Below are 22,881 nucleotides of genomic sequence, written 5' to 3' on the forward strand. Positions count from 1 at the left end.
ACGGGAGGCCGGCGCCGTGCGGCACCCGCCGGCCCGGCAGCACCGCCCGGCACCGCGCCGGTCACCGCGGAAGGGCCGCCCGGCAGCGCCTGGCCCGGAACGCCCGGCAGCTGGCCCGTCTGCGGATGACCGCCGTGCGGGCCGTGGCCCACCGCCGCGCCCGGGTGCGGCGCGCCGCCGCCGACGAGCCGGTCGACCGGGCCGCCCTGCACGGGCACGCCGGCCGGGGCCTGCGCCGGAGCGGGCCGCCGGGCGCGATAGCTCGTCCGGTACGCGGCGGGGGAGACGCCCAGCTGGCGGCGGAAGTGCCCGCGCAGCGCCACCGGCGAGCGGAAGCCGCAGCGCCGGGCGACGTCGTCCACCGAGAGGTCCGAGGTCTCCAGCAGCCGCTGCGCCTGCAGCACCCGCTGGGTGATCAGCCACTGCAGCGGGGCGCTGCCGGTGAGCGTGCGGAACCGCCGGTCGAAGGTGCGCCGGCTCATGTAGGCGCGGGCCGCCAGCACCTCGACGTCGAACTGCTGGTTGAGGTTCTCCAGCGCCCAGGTGACCACCTCGGCCAGCGGGTCGTTGCCGATCTCCTCGGGTAAAGACTGGTCGATGTACTGGGCCTGTCCGCCGCCGCTGCGCCGGTTCGGCACCACCAGGCGGCGGGCCAGCGCGTTGGCCGCCTCGGGGCCGTGGTCGGTGCGCACCACGTGCAGGCAGAGGTCGATGCCGGCCGCCGTGCCGGCCGAGGTGAGCACGTCGCCGTCGTCCACGAACAGCTCGCGCGGGTCGACGTGGACCCGCGGGTAGCGCTTGGCCAGCGTCGGCGCGTACATCCAGTGGGTGGTCGCCGGGCGGCCGTCCAGCAGGCCGGCCGCGGCCAGCACGAAGGCGCCCGTGCAGAGGCCGATGATGCGGGCCCCCTCGTGGTGGGCCTTGCGCAGGGCGGCGATCGCCTCGACCGGCGGCGGCTGGGAGATCGAGCGCCAGGCCGGGACGACGATGGTGCCGGCCCGCGACAGCGCCTCCAGGCCGTAGGGGGCGGTCAGGGTCAGCCCGCCGGTGGTGGCCAGCGGGCCCTCCTCGCCGGCGCAGACCAGCAGTCGGTAGCGGGGCACCCCGGCGTCCTGCCGGTCCACGCCGAACACCGAGAGCGGGATCGAGCTCTCGAAGATCGGCGCGCCGCCGAAGATCAGGACGGCCACCGTCTCCCGGCGCCTGCGGCCGGACAGCTTGCGGGCCGGGGCGGGGTGGTGCAGCGCGGACAGCACGGCCGGGCCGGCGTGCCCGCCCGCGCCGCCGTCGGCCGGTCCGCCGGCGAAGTGCGTCTGACCGGAGCCGAACTGACCATGCGACGGATGACCGGCGCCCTGCGGCTGGTGCGGTGCGGAGGCGGGGGGCGAACCGGCCGGGGGGGAGAGGGGACCGGACGTCAGGACGGTGCTGCCGGACGGGGGGCCGCCGTGCGGGCCGACCTGGCCGGGCAGCGGCGAACCGGTGAGCGGGGAGGGTGCGCGCCCCGGGGCGGCGGCGCGGACTGCCGACCCGTCAGCTCTGGCGGACCGGCCCGGGAGGCCGGTCGGCGGCTGACCGCCGTCAGGACCCGCGTCGCTCCTGCTCACCCTGCTCAAGGCGTTCCAGCCCCCTCGGTGGTGTGGTGTGGTGGTGCGGCACTGCCCGCCAAGATCGAATCTAGTGGGTGGACCGTTGCTGTTGTGACAAGTTCACCATCCGACGCTATGTCGACATGGCAATTTGGCGTGATGCATTCGATCACGAAGCGTGGCACCCGTCGACCCCTCTGGGAAGGGGGCGGGCGCAACGCTGGCTGGTTGTCGCACGACCGATCCCGGGCACCCGGGGACCCGCCGGCCCCACCGGCGGCCCTGGGCTGCGGCTTTGGCCAACACCCGGGCGCTGCATCGAAATTGGCCGAAAACAGGCGGTACGAAACGGGGCGCACAGGACGCGCCCGTGCGCCGGTGCGAGCCCTTCTGCGCAGGGCTGGACAGCCCCCGCCGGGGGACACGGCCGGCGGTTAAGGTCGCCCCATGGACACGCGCAGCCGGCTCGAACTGGCCAACGACAACGCCGCCGGCTTCTGGCTGGCCCAGGCCCGGGTGCACGGCTGGGAGTCCGTCCGCACCCCGTGGTTCACCGCGGTCCGCTGCGACGGCGAGGCCGAGGTCCACCGGTTCGTCGTCACCCGCCCCCACGACGAACCCGCGGTGCTGCGGCAGGAGTTGCTCGGCGTGCTCCGGCGGTGGCGGACGGCACGGCTCTGCCTGGAGGACCCGTACGGGAGCCTCGACCTGCGCCCGCACGGCTGCGAGGCCTCGCTGGGCCAGGCGGTGATGGTGCGTGAGCCCGGCGGCGCACCGGCGGCGGACGGGGCGGTCGCCCCCGCGGCCCCGAGGGGGCGGCGCGGGGAGCCGGCGGGCCTGCTGACGGTCGGCGAGGCGCTGTCGCCGGAACAGCTCGGCGAGGTGGAGCGCGTGGTCGTCGACGGCTTCCCGATGCCCGCCCGGCTGCCGTTCGTCCGAGGCACGATGCTGCCGCCCGGGCTGCTGGACGCTCCCGGCCCCCGCGCCTGGGCGGCCCGGGTGAACGGCCGCCCCGCCGGGGCCTGCGTCAGCCACGACGACGGCACGGCCGTCGGCCTCTACTCCGTGGCGACCCTTCCCGAGCACCGCTCGCGCGGCATCGGCCGGGCCCTGGTGGCCGCCGTGCTGGCCGCCCACCCCGACCGGCCGGCCACCCTGACCTCGACCCTGCTGGGCGAGCCGCTGTACCGCCGGCTCGGCTTCACCGAGCACGGCGTCGCGCGCTGGTGGCGCTACCCGGCGACGCCGTCGTCGATGACCGTGTAGCCGGCCGCCGCCGCGACCGGTCCGACGGCCGCCTGCGGCACGGTGAAGCGGGTCAGCACCGGCGCCGGGACGTCGCCGCCCGCACCCCCCGGGCCGCCGGTGACGCCCGCGTGCGCCACGGCGGGCAGCGGGCCGGCCGGCGCCTGCAGGGCGGCCGCGGCGGCGGGGCTCAGCCGGACGGCGGCCGACTGCGCCGGCGCCCGCCCGGCGCCCAGCGGGGTGGTGCCGCCGACGGAGGGGAGCTGGACGACGGACGGGAGCTGCACGACGGGGGTGACCGGCACGACCGGGTCCGTGGCGGCCCGCCGGGCGGCGGCCTGCTGCGCCACGGCACGCCGGACGGCCCCGCGGCGGACGGTGTCGGCGGTGGGCGCGCTGCGGGCGCCGAGGACGAGGCCGACGGCCTCCGGCAGCCCGGCGGCGCTCAGCGTCGGACGGTAGCCCTGCTCGGCCCACGGGCGGCCCAGGTGCAGCCAGACGCTGCGCAGCCCCGCGACCTCGGCACCCGCGACGTCCGCCGGGCCGTGGTCGCCGATCATCCAGGTGTTGGCCTCCCAGCCGGGGGAGGGGGCGACCCCGCAGCGGCGGGCGGCGATCTCGAAGATCAGCGGGTCCGGCTTCACGCACCGCGCCTCCTCCGAGACGACCCAGCCGTCGACGAGGCGGTCGAGCCCGGTGCGGCGCATCTTCTCCACCTGGGGCTTGGTGCCGCCGTTGCTGACGATGCCGAGGGTCCAACCGGAGGCCCGGGCGGCGTGCAGCGCGTCGAGGTGGGAGGCGGGGCAGTGGATGTGCGCGTTGATGCCGCGGCGGTAGTGGGCGAGCAGCAGGTCCATCGAGTGGTCTAGGCCGTAGCGGCGCTTCGCGGCGCCCAGTACGGTGCTGCGCGGCACGTACCCGCTGCCGTCGATGGTGGTGAACCAGTCGATGTCGGCGGCGGGCAGGCGGTGTTCGGCCAGGAAGTCCACGGCCCACGCCCGGTAGGCGGCGTCCCTGGGCAGCAGGGTGTTGTCGAGGTCGAACAGGAGCAGCGGCATGTCGAGCATGCTGCCAGTGCGGGCACGTATGCACCTGGCAATTGCCAATCGTCGACCTGTCCACGGGGCGGATTGGCCGAATCCGGACGGTGACGGACCGGTGGCCGAACGCGATGTTTCGCCGGGGCTGTGACGGGTGGGGCGAGCGGGACGTGAATGCACTGGTGGGAGTGGTGTGAAGAGCTCCGCCGCGGCATCGCGTGACCGTCCCGGTGCCTCGTGCGACCGCCCCGGTGCCTCTCGATGACGGTCGGATCACGTTGTGTGTTCGGCCTGTTGCGTTATCGGGGGTTGTCGGTCAAGCTCCTGGGAACCTCCGTGACAGGTGGCCTCCGGCCGGCGTGCGCGGGGGGCGCACAAAGCGCGGCGCACGCGGTCCGTTTGCGGGAACCCCTGGCCCACCGGGGTCCGACTGCTGGGCCGCGTTCCGCGCTCGTCGTACTCTGAGAGGAACAGGTCGCATCCAGTGGTGCTCGGCGGACATCGGCTCGGTGCCGAGGGTGGGCCTGCTGCCCCGGCGGCGCTGTTGCGTTCCGTCGGCCCGTCCTCCCCGAACAGCTGTGAGCGATGGCTGGTTTTGAGCCTCCCGTACCCGCCGGTGCGGATGCCGGCGGCGGTGCGCTGCCGGTCCACGGCGGTCCCCTCGGCGGTCGCTCCCAGGCCCGCAGGGCCGCACTCGCCGCAGCCCGTGCCGCGGCCCTCCGTGCGTGGCCGCTGTCCGCGCGGCGCCGGGCGGGGGCACACGGCCCCGCAGCGGGCCCGGGCGGCCGGGTGTCCGGCCGCGGCGGGCACGGCGGTGCACGGGGCGCCGGAGCGCCCGGAGGCGGCCCGATGAGCGACGGCCCCGGTCCGATGACGGGCCGCACCGAGGGCGACGGCGAGCACCTGGTGGAGGATCAGCCGGCCCGCGCCTGCGACCCGGTGTTCCAGCACGGCGTGGTGGTCGGCTTCGACGGCTCGCTGTCCAGCGAGCGTGCGCTGGCCTACGCGGTCGGCATGGCGCGCAGGTCGCAGTGCGGCCTGGTGATCGTGCACGTGGCGAACCGGCTGCCGGCCACGGTCTGGGCGGGCTGCGAGCCGCCGGTCTTCGTCGACCTGCCGGACCACCGCACGGAGATCCTCGGCCTCGAGCTGGCCTGCGCGGACTTCCTCGCCGGCGTGCCGTGGATCCTGGTCGAGCGCGGCGGCGACATCTGCCACGAGATCGAAGAGGTCGGCCGCGAGTACGCCGCCGACGCGATCGTCGTCGGCAGCACCCGCGGCCTGCTCGGCAAGGTCTTCGGTTCGGTGTCCGGGCGGCTGGCGCGGCGCGCCAACCGCCCGGTGATCGTCATCCCCTGACGGACCGCCGGGGAGGTCGACCCGGTCCGGTCAGGAGGTCACCCCGAGCTCCCGCGCGATCAGCATCCGCTGGACCTCCGAGGTCCCCTCGCCGATCTCCAGGATCTTGCAGTCGCGCCAGAACCGGGCGACCGGGAACTCGTTCATGAAGCCGTACCCGCCGTGGATCTGGGTGGCCTCGCGGGCGTTGTCCACGGCGGCCTCCGACGCGTACAGCTTCGCGATCGCGGCCTCCTTCTTGAACGGCTCGGAGTGCAGCAGCCGGGAGGCGGCGTCGCGCCAGGCCAGCCGGGCGGTGTGGGCGCGCATCTCCATGTCGGCCAGCTTGAACTGGATGACCTGGTTGGCGCCGATCGGCCGCCCGAAGGCGCGCCGCTGGCCGGCGTAGGCGACGGACTGGTCGACGCACCCCTGGGCCAGACCGGTGGCGAGCGCCGCGATCGCGATGCGCCCCTCGTCGAGGATGCGCAGGAACTGGGCGTAGCCGCGGCCGCGCTCGCCCAGCAGGTTCGCCGCCGGGACGCGGCAGTCGGTGAAGGAGAGCTCGCGGGTGTCGGAGGCGTTCCAGCCGACCTTGGAGTACTTCTTGGAGACCTGGAACCCGGGCGTCCCGGCCGGCACGATGATGGACGAGATCTCCCGCGTGGGCGAGAGCGCCGCCCCGTCCGCGCGGGTGGACGGCTCGGTCAGCGCGGTCACCGTGACCAGGCCGGTGATGTCCGTGCCGGAGTTGGTGATGAAGCACTTGGTGCCGTTGATCACCCACTCGTCGGTCGCCTCGTCGTAGCGGGCCGTGGTGCGGGTGGCGCCGGCGTCCGAGCCGCCCTCCGGCTCGGTGAGGCCGAAGGCGCCGAGCATCTCGCCCGAGGTCAGCTTCGGCAGCCAGGTGCGCTTCTGCTCCTCGGTGCCGAAGCGGTACACCGGCATGGCGCCGAGCGAGACGGCCGCCTCCAGGGTGATGGCGACCGAGGAGTCGACCCGGGCGAGCTCCTCCAGGGCGATGCCCAGGGCGAAGTAGTCGCCGCCCATGCCGCCGTACTCCTCGGGGAACGGCAGGCCGAACAGGCCCATCTCGCCCATCTCGCGGACGATCTCGTACGGGAACTCGTTCTGCTCGTAGTACTCGCCGATCTTCGGCGCGACCCGGTCGTTCGCGAACTCCGCGACGGTCCGTCGCAGCTCTTCGTACTCGGTGCTCAGCCGGTGGTCGAGCATGGGGATCCTCCTGGATCGCGGCCGGTCGGGCCGGGGTGACGATGTGTTGACGGGGTGTGTCAGGCGGACGGGCCGAGCAGCGCCCGGACGGTCCGCGACTGGCTGGGGCGTCCGAGCTGCCCGGCCATCCAGCCGCTGGTGGCGGCGAGGGCGGCCAGGTCGACGCCGGTGTCGATGCCGAGGCCGTGGAGCATCCACACCAGGTCCTCGGTGGCCAGGTTCCCGGTGGCGCTCTTCGCGTAGGGGCAGCCGCCGAGGCCGCCGGCCGAGGCGTCCACCACGGTCACCCCGCAGCGCAGCGCGGCCAGCGTGTTGGCCAGCGCCTGGCCGTAGGTGTCGTGGAAGTGCACGGCGAGCCGGTCCATCGGCACCCCGGCCTCGGCGAAGCCGGTCAGCAGCGCGGTGACCTGGCCGGGGGTGGCGGTGCCGATGGTGTCGCCGAGGCTCAGCTCGGCGCAGCCCATCTCCAGCAGGCGCAGCCCGTGGCCGATCACCTGCGCGGCCGGGACGGGGCCCTCCCACGGGTCGCCGAAGCACATCGAGAGGTAGCCGCGGACGGGCACCCCGGCCGCCGTGGCGCGGGCCACCACCGGGCGGAACATCGCCATGGCCTCGTCGGCGGAGCGGTTGAGGTTCCGCCGGGCGAAGGTCTCGGTGGCGCTGGCGAAGACCGCGACCTCCGCCGCGCCGTGGGCGAGCGCCCGGTCCAGGCCGCGCTCGTTCGGCACCAGCACCGGCAACCGCAGGCCCGGGTACCGCCCGGCCAGGCCCGACAGCCGGGGCATCAGCTCCTCGGCGTCCGCCAGCTGCGGCACCCACTTGGGGTGCACGAAGCTGGTCGCTTCGACGGTGCGCAGGCCGGCGGCGGCCAGCCGGGCGATGAACTCGGCCTTCACCTCGACCGGGACGAGCCCGCTCTCGTTCTGCAGGCCGTCCCGCGCGCCGACCTCGTGGATCCGCACCCGGGCCGGCAGCGACGGGTCGCGCACCGGGTCCGGCAGGCCCAGCTCCAGCACGCCCGGCTCGGCCGCCGTCCCGTCCTGCTCCGCGGTCACGGGGCCACCTCGGCCTTCTCGGCGTCGCCCTCGGCGGGTACGACGACGGCCAGCAGTTCGTCCATGGCGACGGTCGCGCCGGCACTCGCCCGCAGCTCGCTGACGGTGCCGTCGTGCGGCGCCGCGATCACGTGTTCCATCTTCATGGCCTCCAGGACCAGCAGGGTCTGACCACGGGTCACCCGCTCGCCGGCCGCGGCCTTGACCACGGTGACGGTGCCCGGCATCGGCGCGGTCAGCGCGCCGTGGTGGGCCCCGCCCGCGGCGGCGCGGTCCGCCACCGGGTCGTACGCGTGCACCGCCCAGGCGTCGCCGTCCACGGCGAGCCAGTCGACGCGGCCTGCGGGCCCGTTGTCGGTGGTGTGTGCGAACGTCGTCTGCAGGCCGTCGAGGGAGACCTGCAGGCGGCCGCCGGAGCGGTGGGCCGTGGCCCGCCGCACCGGTCCGTCGCCGACCTGCACCTGCAGGCCGGCGGAGGCGGGGGTGCCGGCGGTCTCGGCCACCGAGCCGGGTGCGGTCGGCCGCACCCGGACGGTGACCGGCTCCTGCCCGGCGAGCCGCAGGCGGTGGGCCGTCCAGGCCGCCCCGCCACCCAGCCGCCAGCCGGAGGGGCGGGAGAACGGGTCGGTCCAGCCGTCGGGGGCGACGGCCGGGGCGAGGTCCAGCTGCCGGGCGATCGCCGCGGCGATCGGCAGCAGGTCCGCGCTCTCCGCGTCCTGCGGGGTCGTGTCGGCACCGGTGCGGGTGTGGGGGGAGCTCAGCAGGACGGGGGTCTGCTGAGCGGTCCGCTCCACCAGCCCGGTGTCGAGGCGGCCCGCCACCACCTCGGGGTGGGCCAGCAGCCGCCGCAGGAAACCGGTGTTGGTGGTGACGCCCAGGATCCGGGTGTCGGCCAGCGCGGCCCGCAGCCGGCGCAGCGCCGTCGCCCGGTCCGGCCCGTACGCGATCACCTTGGCGAGCATCGGGTCGTAGAGGCTGCCGACCTCGGTGCCCGCGGCCACGCCGGAGTCCACCCGGACGCCCTCGCCGGCCGGCTCGTCCAGCCGCAGGATGCGGCCGCCGGTCGGCAGGAAGTCGCGGTCCGGGTCCTCGGCGCAGATCCGCGCCTCGATCGCGTGGCCCACGAAGGAGACGTCCTCCTGGGCGAAGGGCAGCGCCTCGCCGGCGGCCACCCGCAGCTGCCACTCGACGAGGTCGAGCCGCTGCGGCTCGGCGCCGTCGCCGGTGCGCACCGCGATCGCCAGCTCGGTGACGGGGTGCTCCACCTGGAGGCGGGTGTTCATCTCCATGAAGAAGAAGTCCAGGACGCCCTCGGGGGCCTGCGCGCCCGGCTCCAGGCCAGGCACGATGAACTCGACCGTGCCGGCGCCGGTGTAGCCGCAGGCCTCGGCGGCCCGCACGGCCGCCGCACCCATCGCCGCCCGGGTCTCCTCGTTGAGCAGGACGGAGGGGGCCTCCTCGATCAGCTTCTGGTGGCGGCGCTGCAGGCTGCACTCGCGCTCGCCGAGGTGCACGGTGGTGCCGCGGGCGTCCGCGAGCACCTGCACCTCGATGTGGCGCGGCCGGTCCACCCAGCGCTCCAGCAGCAGGGTGTCGTCGCCGAACGCGGTGCGCGCCACCCGCCGCGCCGCGTCGATCTCGGCCGGCAGCTCGGCGGGGTCGCGGACCAGCCGCATGCCCTTGCCGCCGCCGCCCGCGGACGGCTTCAGCAGCACCGGGTAACCGATCTCCTCGGCGGCCGCGACCAGCTCGGCGTCGCTCGGCGAGCCGCCGCTGCTGCCGGGCACCACCGGCACGCCCGCGACGCGGACGGCCTCCTTGGCGTTGATCTTGTCGCCCATCAGCTCCACCGCGGCCGGCGGCGGGCCGATGAAGGCCAGCCCCGCCTCGGCGCACGCCCGGGCGAAGCCGGGGTTCTCGGCGAGGAAGCCGTACCCGGGGTGCACGGCCTGCGCGCCGGTGCGGCGGGCGGCCGCCAGCAGCAGGTCGGTCCGCAGGTAGGTCTCGGCCGCCGAGCTGTCGCTGCGCCCCTCCGGGCCGAGCCGGACGGCGAGGTCGGCCTCGCGGACGTGCGGGGCGTCGGCGTCGGCGTCGCTGTGCACGGCGACGGAGCGGATGCCGAGCCGGCGCAGGGTGCGGATCACCCGGAGGGCGATCTCACCCCGGTTGGCGACCAGAACGGTGTCGAACATGGGAGGTCTTCCTCCGGGTCGAGGGATGGCGCTGCCGGTGCGGCGGTGGCGGGTCGGGCGGCGCGGGTGCGGCGGGTGCGGTGCCGCGGGGGTGCGCGGCGGGGCCGGGGTCGGGCCGGGCGGTGCGACCGCACCGGCCCGGCCGGTCACATGCGGAAGACGCCGTACGGGCGGGGCTCGGCGAGCGGGGCGTTGGCGCAGGCGGTGAGTGCCAGACCGAGGACGGTCCGGGTCTCCATCGGGTCGATCACGCCGTCGTCCCAGAGCCGGGCGGTGGCGTAGTAGGCGCTGCCCTGCCGCTCGTACTGCTCGCGGACGGGGCGCTTGAACTCCTCCTCCGCCTCGGCCGGCCAGTCCTCGCCCTGGGCCTCGAACTGGTCGCGGCGCACGGTGGCGAGGACGGAGGCCGCCTGCTCGCCGCCCATCACGGAGATCTTGGCGCCCGGCCACATCCACAGGAAGCGCGGCGAGTACGCCCGGCCGCACATCGAGTAGTTGCCGGCGCCGTACGAGCCGCCGATGACGACGGTCAGCTTGGGCACCCGGGTGCAGGCCACGGCCGTCACCATCTTGGCGCCGTGCTTGGCGATGCCGCCCGCCTCGTACTGCCGGCCGACCATGAAGCCGGTGATGTTCTGCAGGAAGAGCAGCGGGATGCCGCGCTGGTCGCACAGCTCGACGAAGTGCGCGCCCTTGAGCGCGGACTCGGCGAACAGCACGCCGTTGTTGGCGACGATGCCGACCTGGTGGCCGTGGATCCGGGCGAAGCCGGTGACCAGGGTGGGCCCGTACTCGGCCTTGAACTCGGCGAAGCGGCTGCCGTCGACCAGCCGGGCGATCACCTCGCGCACGTCGTACGGGGTGCGCGGGTCGACCGGCACCGCGCCGTACAGGCCGGCCGGGTCCACCGCGGGCGCCTCCACCGGGGCGAGCGGCCACGGCTTCGGGGCGCGCGGACCGAGCCCGGCGACGATGGTGCGGACGATCGACAGCGCGTGCGCGTCGTCCTCGGCCAGGTGGTCGGTGACGCCGGAGGTCTTCGAGTGCAGCTCGCCGCCGCCGAGCTCCTCCGCGGTGACGACCTCGCCGGTGGCCGCCTTCACCAGCGGCGGGCCGCCGAGGAAGATCGTGCCCTGGTTGCGGACGATCACGGCCTGGTCGCTCATGGCCGGCACGTAGGCGCCGCCGGCCGTGCAGGAGCCGAGCACCGCGGCGATCTGCGGGATGCCGGCGGCGGACAGCCGGGCCTGGTTGTAGAAGATCCGGCCGAAGTGGTCCCGGTCGGGGAAGACCTCGTCCTGCATCGGCAGGAAGGCGCCGCCCGAGTCGACGAGGTAGACGCACGGCAGCCGGTTCTCCAGGGCCACCTCCTGCGCGCGCAGGTGCTTCTTCACCGTCATCGGGTAGTAGGTGCCGCCCTTGACGGTGGCGTCGTTGGCGACGACCACGACCTCGCGGCCGGCCACCCGTCCGATGCCGGCGATCACACCGGCGGCCGGGGCGGCGCCGTCGTAGAGGCCGTCGGCGGCGAGCGGGCACAGCTCCAGGAAGGGGGAGCCCGGGTCGAGCAGGGTGTCCACGCGGTCGCGGGGGAGCAGCTTGCCGCGCGCGGTGTGCCGGGCCCGGGCCCTGGCGCCGCCCCCCAGCGCGGCCGTCGCGAGCTTGCTGCGCAGCTCGTCGACCAGCTCCCGGTGGGCGGCCTCGTTGGCGCGGTAGGCCGCCGAGCCGGGGTCGGCGGCGGACTCCAGCCGCGGTGCCGGCGCGGCGGCGGCACCCGGGACGGCGTGCCGCGGATCGGTGCCGGCGGCCGGGCCGGTGAACGGGCCGGCCGCCGGGCCGACGGCGGATCCAATGGATGAGAGGACCATCCCAAGAGCTCCCTTGCCCTCGGAGCCGAGTGGACGTGCGGAGGGATGGTCCGCCGCCCGGAGGTTAATGAGCGTTAACTCCTGCGGCCAGGTTAACCGCCGATAACGCGGCTGTCTACGATGGGCAGCATGCCGAACGTGCCAGCAGCCTCCGCGCTCCCACGCCGCGACCAGATCCGCAAGGAGGCCGCGCGGCTGTTCGCCGCGCGTGGCTTCCTGGGCGTCGGCGTGGACGAGATCGGCAAGGCGGTGGGCATCAGCGGCCCCGGCCTGTACCGGCACTTCGCCGGCAAGGACGCGATGCTCGCCGACCTCCTGATCGGCATCAGCGAACGGCTGCTGGAGGAGGGCCGGCGCCGGGCCGGCGAGGCCGGCGGCGCGGACGGACCCGCCGGGGCGCTGGACGCCCTGATCGGCGGCCACGTGGACTTCGCCCTGGACGACCGCGACCTGATCATCCTGCACGACCGGGAACTGCTCCATCTGAAGGAGGAGGACCGTCGCCGGGTCCGCCGGCTGCAGCGCGGCTACGTCGAACTCTGGGTCGGCGTCGTCCGCGAGGCCTTCCCGCCGCTCGCCGCCCCCGACGCCGAACCGCTGGCCAGGGCCGCCGTCCACGCCGTCTTCGGCCTGCTCAACTCCACCCCGCACAGCGCCGCCCCCCACCCGGGCCAGCCGGACCGCTCCGGGCTGCCCCGCGACGCGATGGCCGCCCTCCTGCACAGCCTCGCCCAGGGCGCCTTCGCCGCAGCCGCGGCCGGCGCCGCCGCCCGGGTCTCCCGCGACCGGGCGTAGGACCAGCGCCGGAGGTCCGGCCGGTCCGGCGGCCCGTGCGTCCGGGCAGGTGGATCGGCGACCCTGGGAGGCGGCGGGAAGGTTTCGCGGACCCCTCGTCGTTGAGCCTGCCGGGCGTCCGTCGAAAGGCGATGGACGGCGGTCGAGCCGAATGGTTAGTATCCCTAAATATGCCTGAGACTCATGGTTCTACTGCGGAGATTTCCCGGGACGCCGATCCTCAGAGCAGCCGGTCCGGCAAGGCCCACCTGCGCCGCCGCCGGTCCGGAGACCGGCGGACCCCCGGTACCCCGGACGAGTCCCGCTGGCTGCGCAGACTGGGCGGCTACTCCTGGCGCTACCGCAAGAACGTCCTGCTCGCCTTCGGCGCCTCGCTCGTCGGCATGGCCGTCAGCGCCGTCGTCCCGCTGATCACCAAGCTGATCATCGACGACGTCATCACCGCCCACACCCGCCCGCTCACGCCCTGGGCGGTCGTGCTGCTGCTCGCCGCGGCCGTGGTCTTCCTCTGCGCGCAGATCCGCCGCTACTACGGCGGACAGCTCGCCCTCGACGTCCAGCACGACCTGCGGGCGGACCTCTTCACCTCGCTGACCCGCCTCGACGGCCGCCGCCAGGACCGCCTGGACACCGGCCAGGTCGTCGGCCGCGCCACCTCCGACCTGCAGCTCATCAACGGCCTGCTCTCGATGCTGCCGATGATGACCGGCTACCTGCTGATGTTCGGCATGTCCTTCGCGGTCATGCTCTGGCTCTCGCTGCCGCTCACCCTGATCGCCCTGGTGATGGCGCCCGCCCTCTGGTGGTGCGCCGCGCTCAGCCGCAAGCGGCTCTTCCCCGCGACCTGGGCCGCCCAACAGGAGGCGGCCCAGGTCGCGGGTGTCGTCGACGCGGCCGTCGGCGGCGTCCGGGTGGTCAAGGGCTTCGGCCAGGAGGCCCAGGAGCGCGCCAAGCTGGAGAAGGCCTCCCGCGGCCTGTACGCCGCCCGGCTCCGCTCGATCCGGCTGAACAGCCGCTACACCCCGGCCATGCAGGCCGTCCCCGCCCTCGCCCAGGTCGCCGTGCTCGCCCTCGGCGGCTGGCTGGCCGTCCGGGGCCAGGTCTCGCTGGGCACCTTCGTCGCCTTCTCCACCTACGTCGCCCAGATGACCGGCCCGGTGCGGATGCTCGCCATGGTGATCACCGTCGGCCAGCAGGCCAGGGCCGGCGTGGAACGCGTCCTCCAGCTGATCGACCAGCGCCCGCACGTCCAGGAGCGCCCCGACGCCCGGCCGCTCACCCCCGCCGACACCGACCCCGGTGCCACCGCGCCCGGCGCGCCCGCACCCGGCACCGCCGCCCTCGAACTCGACCGCGTCGACTTCCACTACGAGGAGCACGGGGACGCCCACCCGGGCGACGGGGACGCCGTCCCCGTCCTCGACGGCCTCAGCCTGCGCCTCCAGCCCGGCGAGACCCTCGCCCTGGTCGGCGCCTCCGGCTCCGGCAAGTCGACCGTCGCCCAGCTCGTCCCGCGCTTCTACGACCCGACGGCCGGCAGCGTCCGGCTCTACGGCCACGACCTGCGCGACATCACCCTCGACTCGCTGCGCGCCACCGTCGGCATCGTGCCCGAGGAGAGCTTCCTGTTCTCCGAGAGCGTCCGCACCAACATCGCCTACGGCCACCCCGAGGCGACCGACCAGCAGATCGAGGCCGCCGCCCGCGCCGCCCGGGCCGACGGCTTCATCCGCGAGCTGCCCGACGGCTACGACACCAAGGTCGGCGAGCAGGGACTCACCCTCTCCGGCGGCCAGCGGCAGCGGATCGCCCTGGCCCGCGCCATCCTCACCGACCCGCGGATCCTGCTGCTCGACGACGCGACCTCCGCGGTCGACCCGCAGGTCGAGGCGGAGATCTTCGAGGCGCTCCGCTCGGTCATGGCCGGACGCACCACCCTGCTGATCGCCCACCGCCGCTCCACCCTGCAGCTCGCCGACCGGATCGCCGTCCTCGAACGCGGCCGCCTCGTCGACATCGGCACCCACCGCGAGCTGGACGAGCGATGTCCGCTCTACCGGGCACTGATCACCGACCCGGACGCCGCCGACGCCACCGCCCGCGGCAGCGCCGAGGGTGCCGCTGCCGCCGGGAGCACCGCTGCGGCCGGGAGCACCGCGGCCGCGACGACCGGCGACGGCGCCCCGGCCAAGAAGCCCGCCGCCGACGCCGAACTCCTCGCCAAGGTCGCCGCACTGCGGCCCGCCACCGACACCCCCGACATCCGGGTCGAGGACGCCGAGGCCGGCGACCTGCACTTCAGCCTCCGCCGCCTGCTCGCACCCTTTCGCGGCCCGCTGGCCCTCGCCCTGCTGCTGGTCGCCCTGGACACCGCCGCCGGCCTCACCCTGCCGATCCTGATCCGGCACGGCATCGACGACGGCGTCAGCAAGGCCGCGATGACCGGCGTCACCGTCGCCGCCCTCGGCGCCCTCGTGGTCGTCCTGCTGGACTGGCTGGTGCAGAGCGCCGAGACCAGGGTCAGCGGCCGCACCGGCGAGCGCGTCCTCTACACCCTGCGGCTGAAGATCTTCGCGCACCTCAACCGGCTCGGCCTCGACTACTTCGAGCGCGAGCTCACCGGCCGGATCATGACCCGGATGACCACCGACGTCGACTCGATCTCGACCTTCCTGCAGACCGGCGTCGTCACCGCCGTGGTCAGCCTGCTCACCTTCTTCGGGATCTTCGCCGCACTGCTGATCCTCGACGCCGGCCTCGCGCTGGTGGTCTTCGCCGTCCTGCCCGTGCTGGTCGTGGCCACCCTGGTCTTCCGCCGCAAGTCCACCGTCCAGTACCAGATCTCCCGGGACCTGATCTCCACCGTCAACGCCGACCTGCAGGAGAACGTCGCCGGCATGCGGATCGTCCAGGCCTTCCGCCGGCAGGACGTCAACACCGCCCGCTTCGTCGCCCGCGGCCTGGAGTACCGCGACGCCCGCGCCCGGGCCCAGCTCTACATCTCGCTGTACTTCCCGTTCGTCCAGTTCCTCTCCAGCGTCGCCTCCGCGCTCGTCCTGATCGCCGGCGCCGCCCGGGTCGACGCCGGCACCCTCACCATCGGCGCCCTGGTCGCCTACCTGCTCTACATCGACCTGTTCTTCGCCCCGGTCAACCAGCTCTCCCAGGTGTTCGACGGCTACCAGCAGGCCAGCGTCAGCCTCGGCCGGATCGGCGAACTGCTGCGCACCCCGACCAGCACCCCCGAGGCCGACCCGCCCGTGCCGGTCACCCGCCTCAAGGGCGACATCCACCTCGACGGCGTCGGCTTCGCCTACAACGGCGACGGCGAGGACCTGCCGAACGTGCTCACCGGCATCGACCTGCACATCCCGGCCGGCCAGACCGTCGCCCTGGTCGGCGAGACCGGCGCCGGCAAGTCCACCCTAGTCAAGCTGGTCGCCCGGTTCTACGACGCCACCTCCGGCACCGTCCGGGTCGACGGCACCGACATCACCGGCTACGACCTCTCCCAGTACCGGCACCGGCTCGGCGTCGTCCCGCAGGAGGCGTACCTGTTCGCCGGCACCCTCCACGAGGCGATCGCCTACGGCCGGCCCGGCGCGACCCGCGCCGAGGTCGAGGCCGCGGCCCGCGCCGTCGGCGCCCACGAGATGATCCTCGGCCTCTCCGGCGGCTACGACCACGAGGTCGCCCCCCGCGGACGGAACCTCTCCGCCGGCCAGCGCCAGCTCGTCGCCCTCGCCCGCGCCGAACTCGTCGACCCCGACATCCTGCTGCTGGACGAGGCGACCGCCGCCCTCGACCTCGCCAGCGAGGCCGCCGTCAACCAGGCCGCCGACCGCCTCAGCGGCGGCCGCACCACCCTGGTGATCGCCCACCGCCTGACCACCGCCGAACGCGCCGACCGGATCGTCGTCCTCGACCACGGCCGGATCGTCGAGGACGGCACCCACAGCGAACTCCTCGCCGCGGGCGGCACCTACCACCGGCTCTGGCAGGCCTTCGTCTCCGACGGCCGCCCCACCCCGGTCGGCTGACCACCGCGCCCCCGGCGGACCCCACCCGGGGGTCCGCCGGGCGTGCCTGCCACCGGCAGGGTCAGACCGCGAGCAGCGCGGCGTACAGCGAGGCCGCGTCCGCGCCCCGCGGCAGGTCGCTCACCTGGCCGTCACCGACCTCCACCACCCGCCAGCCCGACCCGTCCGCCCGCCGTGCCAGATCGGTGGTCACGAACCGGCAGCCCAGCGTGTGAACCAGCGGCCCCACCACCGACAGGTCCGCGTGCGGGGCCGGCCCCGGCGGCGCATCCGGGTGGGCACCGCGCAGCACCGGCTCGCCGTCCACCCACCAGACCCGGGACTCCTCGGCCCGCCCCCGCGCGTCCCGGACGAACTCCTCGTACCGGCGCAGCACGATCCCGCCGGTCGGTGCCCCGTCCTGCAGCTCCACGAACCGCGACACCACCGCGCACAGCCGGTCGGTGTCCGCGAGGTCCGGGACGAAGCAGGCCTCCTCCCACTCGTACTTGCGGGACTTCACGTAGTCCTTGACGACCGCCGGCCCGTGCCCGCCCAACCGCCCCGCCAGCGCGGCGAGCTCCTCCCGGGACGGCGCGGCCACCCCCGGCAGCCAGCGGCTCTCCGGCGTCGCCCCCTCGAACACCCCGTACCAGCCGGGGAGCTCATGGGCGTCCCCGTACCCGGTCGGCGTGGTCAGCAGCACCCCGCCGCGCGCCGCCAGCGCCTGCGCCAACTCCTGGTACGCGGGCACCGGCACCATCCAGCCGCGGTACCAGAGCGGCCCGACGCCCACCGGCACCCGCCGCACCGCCGCCGCCGCGTCACCCGCGAGCAGCGCGTCGTGGTCGAGCAGCACACAGGCACCGCCGAGGTCGCGCACCAGCTGCGCCTCCCAGCCGTAGTGCGGGTCGGGCCTGCGCGGCGCGAGCGGATCGGCGGGCAGCAGGACGGCCGGGGTGGTCATGGCCCACAGCGTACGGCGCACCGGCCCGTCCGCACCCCGCCCCGCACCCGCCCCGCCGGGCACACGCCCCACTGCGCACACGCCGCCCGCACCCGGGGACCGCCGGGTCAGGACCGCGGCCGGCCGGGACCGGCTCCAGCACCCCGAATACCGGTCGACACCCCCGGCGATGCGTGCCACGGTGATTCGATGCCGAAGCTGCAACGACTCCTGGGACCCGTGCTGGGCCGACTCCTCGGCCGCCCACCGGGCCGACCGACCGCACGACCTGACGCCACGGCGGGCGGCCGCACACCGAGGGCCGCGGCCCGCACGGTCGTCCTCGCCCCGGACGGTGCCGTCTTCCTGCTCCGCAGCGACAACGCCGAGGTCGGCGTGCACTGGACGGCGCCGGGCGGCGGGCTGGAGGAGGGCGAGACCCCGACCGTCGGCGCACTGCGCGAACTGCACGAGGAGACCGGCTGGACGGACATCGTGCCCGCCCGCCTGCTGTGCACCTGGGAGCACGACTTCACCTGGCACGGCATCCCCGTCCGCCAGCACGAGCACATCTACCTGGCCACCGGCCCGCGCCGCGGCCCGCTCGGCGACGTCAGCGGAGTCCACCGGGCCGACGGCATCCTCGAATGGCGCTGGTGGAGTCCGGAGGAACTGGCCTCGCCCGAGGCCGACGCACTCTGGCCGCCGCAACTGCCGGCACTGCTGGCCGCCGTCCGCGGTGCACGGGGACGCGATGCCGACCCCACCGCCGGGCCGGTGCACCTGGGCCACGTCCCGCACGGCACACCGAACAGCGCCCCTGACGAGCCGGTGCGGACGGCCGGCTGACCCCGGTCCGTCACGCACCGGATGACGACGGGTCACCGGGCGGGCCGCCGCGCCGCCGACGCGGGCCGGTTCAGTGCGGCTGGTCCGCCCGCCAGTCGTGCAGCCCGAGGTCGCGGTCGTGCAGCGCCTCCGGATTGATCAGCACCGAGAGACGCGCACCCGCCACCTGCTCGACCGTCAGCCCGGTGGAGGCGAGCAGCCGCTCGGTCGGCACGGCCACGGCGATCGCCTCCCGCCAGGCGGGCAGCACCACCAGGCAGGTGCCGGTGCCGAACCGCACCAACCGCGCATCGACCCGCTCGGGCTGCCGCGCCCCCGCACTCGGCGCCGAAGACGATCCGCCGATCAATATCCCCAACGGCGGCCCGCCGCCGGGCCCACCGCCCTCCTGGGCCTGGCCGCCCGTGCCGGCCGGATGCCACGACTCCTGCCGTTCCTGCGGTCGCGGGTGCAGCCGGCGCAGCCGCCGCGACGGAACCGGCCGCCGCGCCCGGCGCAACTGGCGGCCGCCGTCGCCCGGTCCGCCCGCGGGGCCCGCCGCGGTCGCGGGGCCGTCACCCACCGGCCTGGCCGCATCGAGGTCCGCCCCGGCAGCGGCCAGCAGTTGGCGCACCTCCGCCTCCGACTTGTGGCAGGCCGCCGCCAGATCGGCGGGATGGGTGCCCCGTTCGTACGCCCCGCGCAGCCGGGCCGCCAGCCCCGCCAGCAGCCGCACCGCGGTGGGGTCGACGGGCTCGGCCCCGCCCTCCGGACCTGCCACCGTGGGTGCCGGTGCCGTCGGTGCTTCTGTCGAGGGCGCCGCGGGGCCGAGGGGACCGTGGGGGCCGGGGGCCCCGTCCCGAGGTACGGGACCGGGGGAGGATCGGTCGGCGGCTGGCGGGTCGAGCGGGGTCATGGGTGCGGGCCCTTCGGTCTGCGGCACGAACGATCCTGCCGCACAAGGGCCTTGGGAGCCAGGGTGGTCCACCATGTGTCGGCCGCGGACGGGCCCGGCCGCCGCCCAGGAGCCCCCGCGGCGGGCGGCGGGCCGAAAACCGGTGCGGAGAACGGCCGGACGTACGCGTACCCTGGTCCCATGAAGCGTCAGCCGTGCCTGAACTGGTGGCCGTCCTAGGACGGCCACCCCTCACGCATGACCACAGGGCCGTCCGTACGGGCGGCCCTGATGCTTTTCACCCCCGGGGCGGCAACGCCCGGCGGACGGTGCCACCACCCGCCCGCCACCCGAGGAGAACCTCAGTGATCACCACCGTCGACGGCATCCGCCGCAACCCCGCGCGTCACCGCATCCTCACCGGGGACCGGCCGACCGGCCCGCTCCACCTCGGCCACTACTTCGGCACCCTGCAGAACCGCGTCGAACTGCAGCGCCTCGGCGTCGACCTCTTCCTCGTCGTCGCCGACTACCAGGTCCTCACCGACCGCGACCTGGCCGACAACCTCGCCGAGCACGCCGAGAACCTCGTCCTCGACTACCTCGCAGCCGGCGTCGACCCCGACCGGGCCACCGTCTTCGCCCACAGCGCCGTCCCCGCGCTCAACCAGTTGCTGGTGCCCTTCCTCAGCCTGGTCAGCGTCGCCGAACTCGGCCGCAACCCCACCGTCAAGGACGAGATCGCCCACTCCGGCCGCGCCACCGTCAGCGGCCTGATGTTCACCTACCCCGTCCACCAGGCCGCGGACATCCTCTTCTGCAAGGCCGACCTCGTCCCCGTCGGCCAGGACCAGCTCCCGCACCTGGAGACCACCCGCACCGTCGCCCGCCGCTTCAACGAGCGCTACGGCGCACCCGTCTTCCCGGAGCCCGACGCCCTGCTCTCCGCCGCCCCGCTGCTGCTCGGCACCGACGGCGGCAAGATGAGCAAGAGCCGGGGCAACGCCGTCCCGCTCGGCGCCACCGAGGACGAGACCGCCCGCCTCCTCCGCGCCGCGACCACCGACGCCGACCGTCGGATCACCTACGACCCCGAGAACCGTCCCGGCGTCGCCGGCCTCGTCCAGCTCGCCGCCCTCTGCCTGGACCGCACCCCCGAAGCCGTCGCCGAGGAGGTCGGCGACAGCGGCGCCGCCCAGCTGAAGAAACTGGTCACCGAGGCCGTCAACGAGTACTTCCGCCCGCACCGGGCACGCCGGGCCGAACTCGCCGCCGACCGCGGTTTCCTCCGCGAGGTGCTGCGCGCCGGCAACGAGCGCGCGAACGCCGTGGCCGCGACCACCCTCGCCGAGGTCCGCGAGGTGATGGGCACCGTGTGAAGCGGCAGCATTCCCGGTGCGGGGGTGGATCGTTCCACCCCCGCACCGGGGAATACCGTGAGCAGACGAACCTGCGACCAAGGGGGAGGAACTGTCGATGGATCAGCTGACGACCGGCGGCGCCGCGGACGGCCACGACCCCGCCCCCGGGCAGACACCGGCCCCCGCACCGCTCCCGCGGGCACCGGGTCTTCCGGTACCGGGCCTGCCCGCCGCCGCTCTGCCGGCTCCGGGTCCACGGAGGCGCCCACGACGGCTGACGGCAGGCGACCGTGTCGCCCTGGTCGCCCCCAGCGGCCCGATCGACCCGCAGCGCCTCGCCGCAGGCACCGCCCTGCTCCGCTCCTGGGGCCTGCAGGTCGTCCCCGGCGACCACCTCCTCGACCGCCACCCCGTCCACGGGTACCTCGCCGGCACCGACGCCGACCGCGCCGCCGACTTCCAACGGGCCTGGCTCGACCCCGGCATCGCGGCCGTCGTCTGCGCCCGCGGCGGCTACGGCGTCCAACGGATGGTCGACCTCGTCGACTGGGAGGCCCTGCGCGCCGCACCGCCCAAGATCCTGGTCGGCTTCAGCGACATCACCGTGCTGCACGAGACCGTCGACCTCCGACTCGGCCTCCCCACCCTCTACGGCCCGATGGGCACGGCGGCCACCTTCCTGGACGACCCCGCCACCGCCGACCACCTCCGGCGCACCCTCTTCGAGCCCGAGACCACCCGCGTCCTCACCGCGGCCACCGCCGAGCCGCTCGTCCCCGGCAGGGCCGCCGGCACCACCGCCGGCGGCTGCGCCGCACTCCTCGCCACCGACCGCGGCACCCCGACAGCCCGCCGTTCCTTCGCCGGCACCATCCTGCTGCTGGAGGACGTCAACGAGCTGCCCTACCGACTCGACCGCACCCTCACCCAGCTGCTCCGCTCCGGGGCGATGGACGGAGTGGCCGGCATCGCCCTCGGATCCTGGGAGGGCTGTGGACCGCCCGGGCCCGTCCGCGAGGTCATGCTCGACCGGCTGGCGCCGCTGGGCGTCCCGGTGATCTGGGAGCTCGGCTTCGGGCACGGCCCCAGCAGCCTCACCGTCCCGCTGGGCGTCCACGCGGTCCTGGACGCGGACGCCGGCACCCTGACCCTCGACGAGCCGGTGTTCGGTGCCGCGGCGGTCGGGGAGGCCGCTGCCTGAGCGCGCCGCGCCCACGGCCCGGGCGGGTCCGCCCTGAGGTCGCCGCCCTGAGGTCGCCGTCCTGCGGTCGTCGGTCCCGCGGTGCGGTGCTTCCGGCGTCCCGGCTGAGTAGGGTGCGACCCATGCACGTTGACGTACACGGGGGCCACACGTCGGAGAACGGTCGGGCGGCGGCGGGACGCCGTTCCGCGAACACCGGTGGTGCCGCCGAGGCGGCCGGGGTGACCGAGGTCGCGACGCCGGACGACCTGGTCGCGCGGGCGCTCGGACTGCTGCACGGTCCCGGGAGCGGTAGCGGACGCGTGATCCTCGGCCTCGCCGGCCCGCCGGCGGCCGGCAAGTCGACCCTCGCCCGCCACCTGGTCGACGCGGTCGGCCGCCACGAGGGCCCGGAGGCCGCTGCCCACCTCCCGCTCGACGGATTCCACCTGGCCAACGTCCAGCTCGACCGCCTCGGCCTGCGGGCCCGCAAGGGCGCCCCCGAGACCTTCGACTCCGCCGGCTACCTGGCCCTGCTCCGGCGGGTCACCAACGAGCGGTTCCACGACATCTACGTGCCGGACTTCGACCGGGCCCTCGACGAGCCGGTCGCCGCCCGCCACGTCATCAGGCCGCACACCCGCCTCGTGGTGACCGAGGGCAACTACCTCGCCGCCCCCGAGGCCCCGTGGACGACGGCCCGGGCCCTGTTCCGCGAGCTCTGGTACGTCGACGCGGACGACGACCTCCGCCACCGCCGCCTGATCGACCGCCACACCGGCGGAGGCCAGGACCACCAGGCCGCGGCACTGCGGATCGCCGCCAACGACCACCCGAACGGGGAGTACGTGAAGGCAGGCCGCGACATCTGCAGCCGGCTCGTCCGCGTGCCGGATTTGCCTGCGGCCGCCGATGGGCGTACTGTTTCCTAGTCGCTCGGCAGGGAGCACCGGACACGCATCTGCGCGGACGGTCCCGGAGCGGCCAATCCCTCGAAACACCACTTCCAGATCCTCATCGGGTCGCGTCTTGTCGCGTCCCGGTGCGAATTCGACGTGCGCGTTTTAGGGATTGCGTTCGGGCCGGCGCCGGATTCGCTTTTCGGAGCGGGGATCGGCTAGGGTTTGAAACGTCGGACGGGCCGTCAGGCCGGTTCTGACAAGGCAGTGAAGAAAGCGCGTCGGTGAAGAGCACAGGCTCGGATCTGATAAGCTGGAAACACGGAAGAGCGAAACGCCCGGAGGGTCCGCTGGAAGGCGGTCCGAAGGAAGTGTCCGTTCCTTGAGAACTCAAC

General features: G+C 75.0%; 14 protein-coding genes and 2 pseudogenes. 8 read left to right on the top strand and 8 right to left on the bottom strand.

What is annotated here, in order from left to right; translation table 11 throughout:
• Nucleotides 1-242 precede the first annotated feature (242 nt).
• Nucleotides 243-1,256, bottom strand: a pseudogene (locus AB0442_RS19330) (helix-turn-helix domain-containing protein); the annotation flags it as partial.
• 780 nt (nt 1,257-2,036) lie between these two features.
• Here AB0442_RS19330 and AB0442_RS19335 point away from each other — a divergent pair.
• The gene (locus AB0442_RS19335; protein WP_366164162.1) at nt 2,037-2,855 is read left to right on the top strand and encodes a GNAT family N-acetyltransferase; all 819 of its coding nucleotides are present in this window, start codon (nt 2,037-2,039) and stop codon (nt 2,853-2,855) included.
• Here the strand turns inward: AB0442_RS19335 and AB0442_RS19340 are convergent.
• Entirely contained in the window at nt 2,822-3,892 is a 1,071-nt protein-coding gene (locus tag AB0442_RS19340; protein WP_366164163.1) for an HAD family hydrolase, read from the bottom strand. The genes AB0442_RS19335 and AB0442_RS19340 overlap by 34 nt on opposite strands.
• A 906-nt stretch (nt 3,893-4,798) precedes the next feature.
• Here AB0442_RS19340 and AB0442_RS19345 point away from each other — a divergent pair.
• Nucleotides 4,799-5,233 (top strand): annotated as a pseudogene (locus AB0442_RS19345) (universal stress protein); the annotation flags it as partial.
• Between the two features lie 30 nt (nt 5,234-5,263).
• Here AB0442_RS19345 and AB0442_RS19350 read toward each other — a convergent pair.
• The 4 genes from AB0442_RS19350 to AB0442_RS19365 form a co-directional block, all read right to left on the bottom strand.
• Nucleotides 5,264-6,448 (bottom strand): acyl-CoA dehydrogenase family protein, encoded by a 1,185-nt coding sequence (locus AB0442_RS19350; protein ID WP_366164164.1) that lies wholly within the window; start codon nt 6,446-6,448, stop codon nt 5,264-5,266.
• A 59-nt stretch (nt 6,449-6,507) separates the two neighbouring features.
• Nucleotides 6,508-7,461, bottom strand: a complete 954-nt coding sequence (locus AB0442_RS19355; protein ID WP_344627797.1) for a hydroxymethylglutaryl-CoA lyase — start codon at nt 7,459-7,461, stop codon at nt 6,508-6,510.
• Nucleotides 7,462-7,499: 38 nt separating this feature from the next.
• A complete protein-coding gene (locus AB0442_RS19360) occupies nt 7,500-9,695 on the bottom strand; it encodes a biotin carboxylase N-terminal domain-containing protein (protein WP_366164165.1) in 2,196 nt (731 codons plus the stop codon).
• 146 nt (nt 9,696-9,841) lie between these two features.
• On the bottom strand, nt 9,842-11,563 hold the full coding sequence (locus AB0442_RS19365; protein ID WP_366164166.1) for a carboxyl transferase domain-containing protein: 1,722 nt from the start codon (nt 11,561-11,563) through the stop codon (nt 9,842-9,844).
• Nucleotides 11,564-11,692: 129 nt separating this feature from the next.
• Between AB0442_RS19365 and AB0442_RS19370 the strand changes: the two genes are divergently transcribed.
• Together AB0442_RS19370 and AB0442_RS19375 are read left to right on the top strand one after the other, a co-directional pair.
• Nucleotides 11,693-12,358 carry a TetR/AcrR family transcriptional regulator gene (locus AB0442_RS19370; protein WP_366164167.1) on the top strand — a complete coding sequence of 222 codons (666 nt, stop codon included), beginning with the start codon at nt 11,693-11,695 and terminating at the stop codon, nt 12,356-12,358.
• Between the two features lie 170 nt (nt 12,359-12,528).
• The gene (locus tag AB0442_RS19375; protein ID WP_366164168.1) at nt 12,529-16,398 is read left to right on the top strand and encodes an ABC transporter ATP-binding protein; all 3,870 of its coding nucleotides are present in this window, start codon (nt 12,529-12,531) and stop codon (nt 16,396-16,398) included.
• Between the two features lie 61 nt (nt 16,399-16,459).
• Here AB0442_RS19375 and AB0442_RS19380 read toward each other — a convergent pair whose 3' ends face one another.
• Nucleotides 16,460-17,344 (bottom strand): ATP-grasp domain-containing protein, encoded by an 885-nt coding sequence (locus AB0442_RS19380; protein WP_366164169.1) that lies wholly within the window; start codon nt 17,342-17,344, stop codon nt 16,460-16,462.
• 189 nt (nt 17,345-17,533) lie between these two features.
• Between AB0442_RS19380 and AB0442_RS19385 the strand changes: the two genes are divergently transcribed.
• The gene (locus tag AB0442_RS19385) at nt 17,534-18,172 is read left to right on the top strand and encodes an NUDIX domain-containing protein (RefSeq protein WP_366164170.1); all 639 of its coding nucleotides are present in this window, start codon (nt 17,534-17,536) and stop codon (nt 18,170-18,172) included.
• Nucleotides 18,173-18,242: 70 nt separating this feature from the next.
• Here the strand turns inward: AB0442_RS19385 and AB0442_RS19390 are convergent, their stop codons facing one another.
• Nucleotides 18,243-18,932 (bottom strand): hypothetical protein, encoded by a 690-nt coding sequence (locus AB0442_RS19390; protein WP_366164171.1) that lies wholly within the window; start codon nt 18,930-18,932, stop codon nt 18,243-18,245.
• A gap of 479 nt (nt 18,933-19,411) precedes the next feature.
• On the opposite strand from AB0442_RS19390, the gene trpS reads away from it, so the two are divergent.
• From trpS to AB0442_RS19405, 3 genes are all read left to right on the top strand, one after another.
• The gene (gene trpS / locus AB0442_RS19395; RefSeq protein WP_366164172.1) at nt 19,412-20,425 is read left to right on the top strand and encodes a tryptophan--tRNA ligase; all 1,014 of its coding nucleotides are present in this window, start codon (nt 19,412-19,414) and stop codon (nt 20,423-20,425) included.
• A 97-nt stretch (nt 20,426-20,522) separates the two neighbouring features.
• Complete coding sequence (locus tag AB0442_RS19400; RefSeq protein ID WP_366164173.1) at nt 20,523-21,608, top strand: LD-carboxypeptidase; 1,086 nt, start codon at nt 20,523-20,525, stop codon at nt 21,606-21,608.
• 221 nt (nt 21,609-21,829) lie between these two features.
• Nucleotides 21,830-22,519 (top strand): nucleoside/nucleotide kinase family protein, encoded by a 690-nt coding sequence (locus tag AB0442_RS19405; RefSeq protein ID WP_366164174.1) that lies wholly within the window; start codon nt 21,830-21,832, stop codon nt 22,517-22,519.
• Nucleotides 22,520-22,881 lie beyond the last annotated feature (362 nt).

The sequence above is a fragment of the Kitasatospora sp. NPDC085895 genome (genome assembly GCF_040702125.1).
Classification (GTDB): Bacteria; Actinomycetota; Actinomycetes; order Streptomycetales; family Streptomycetaceae; genus Kitasatospora; species Kitasatospora arboriphila.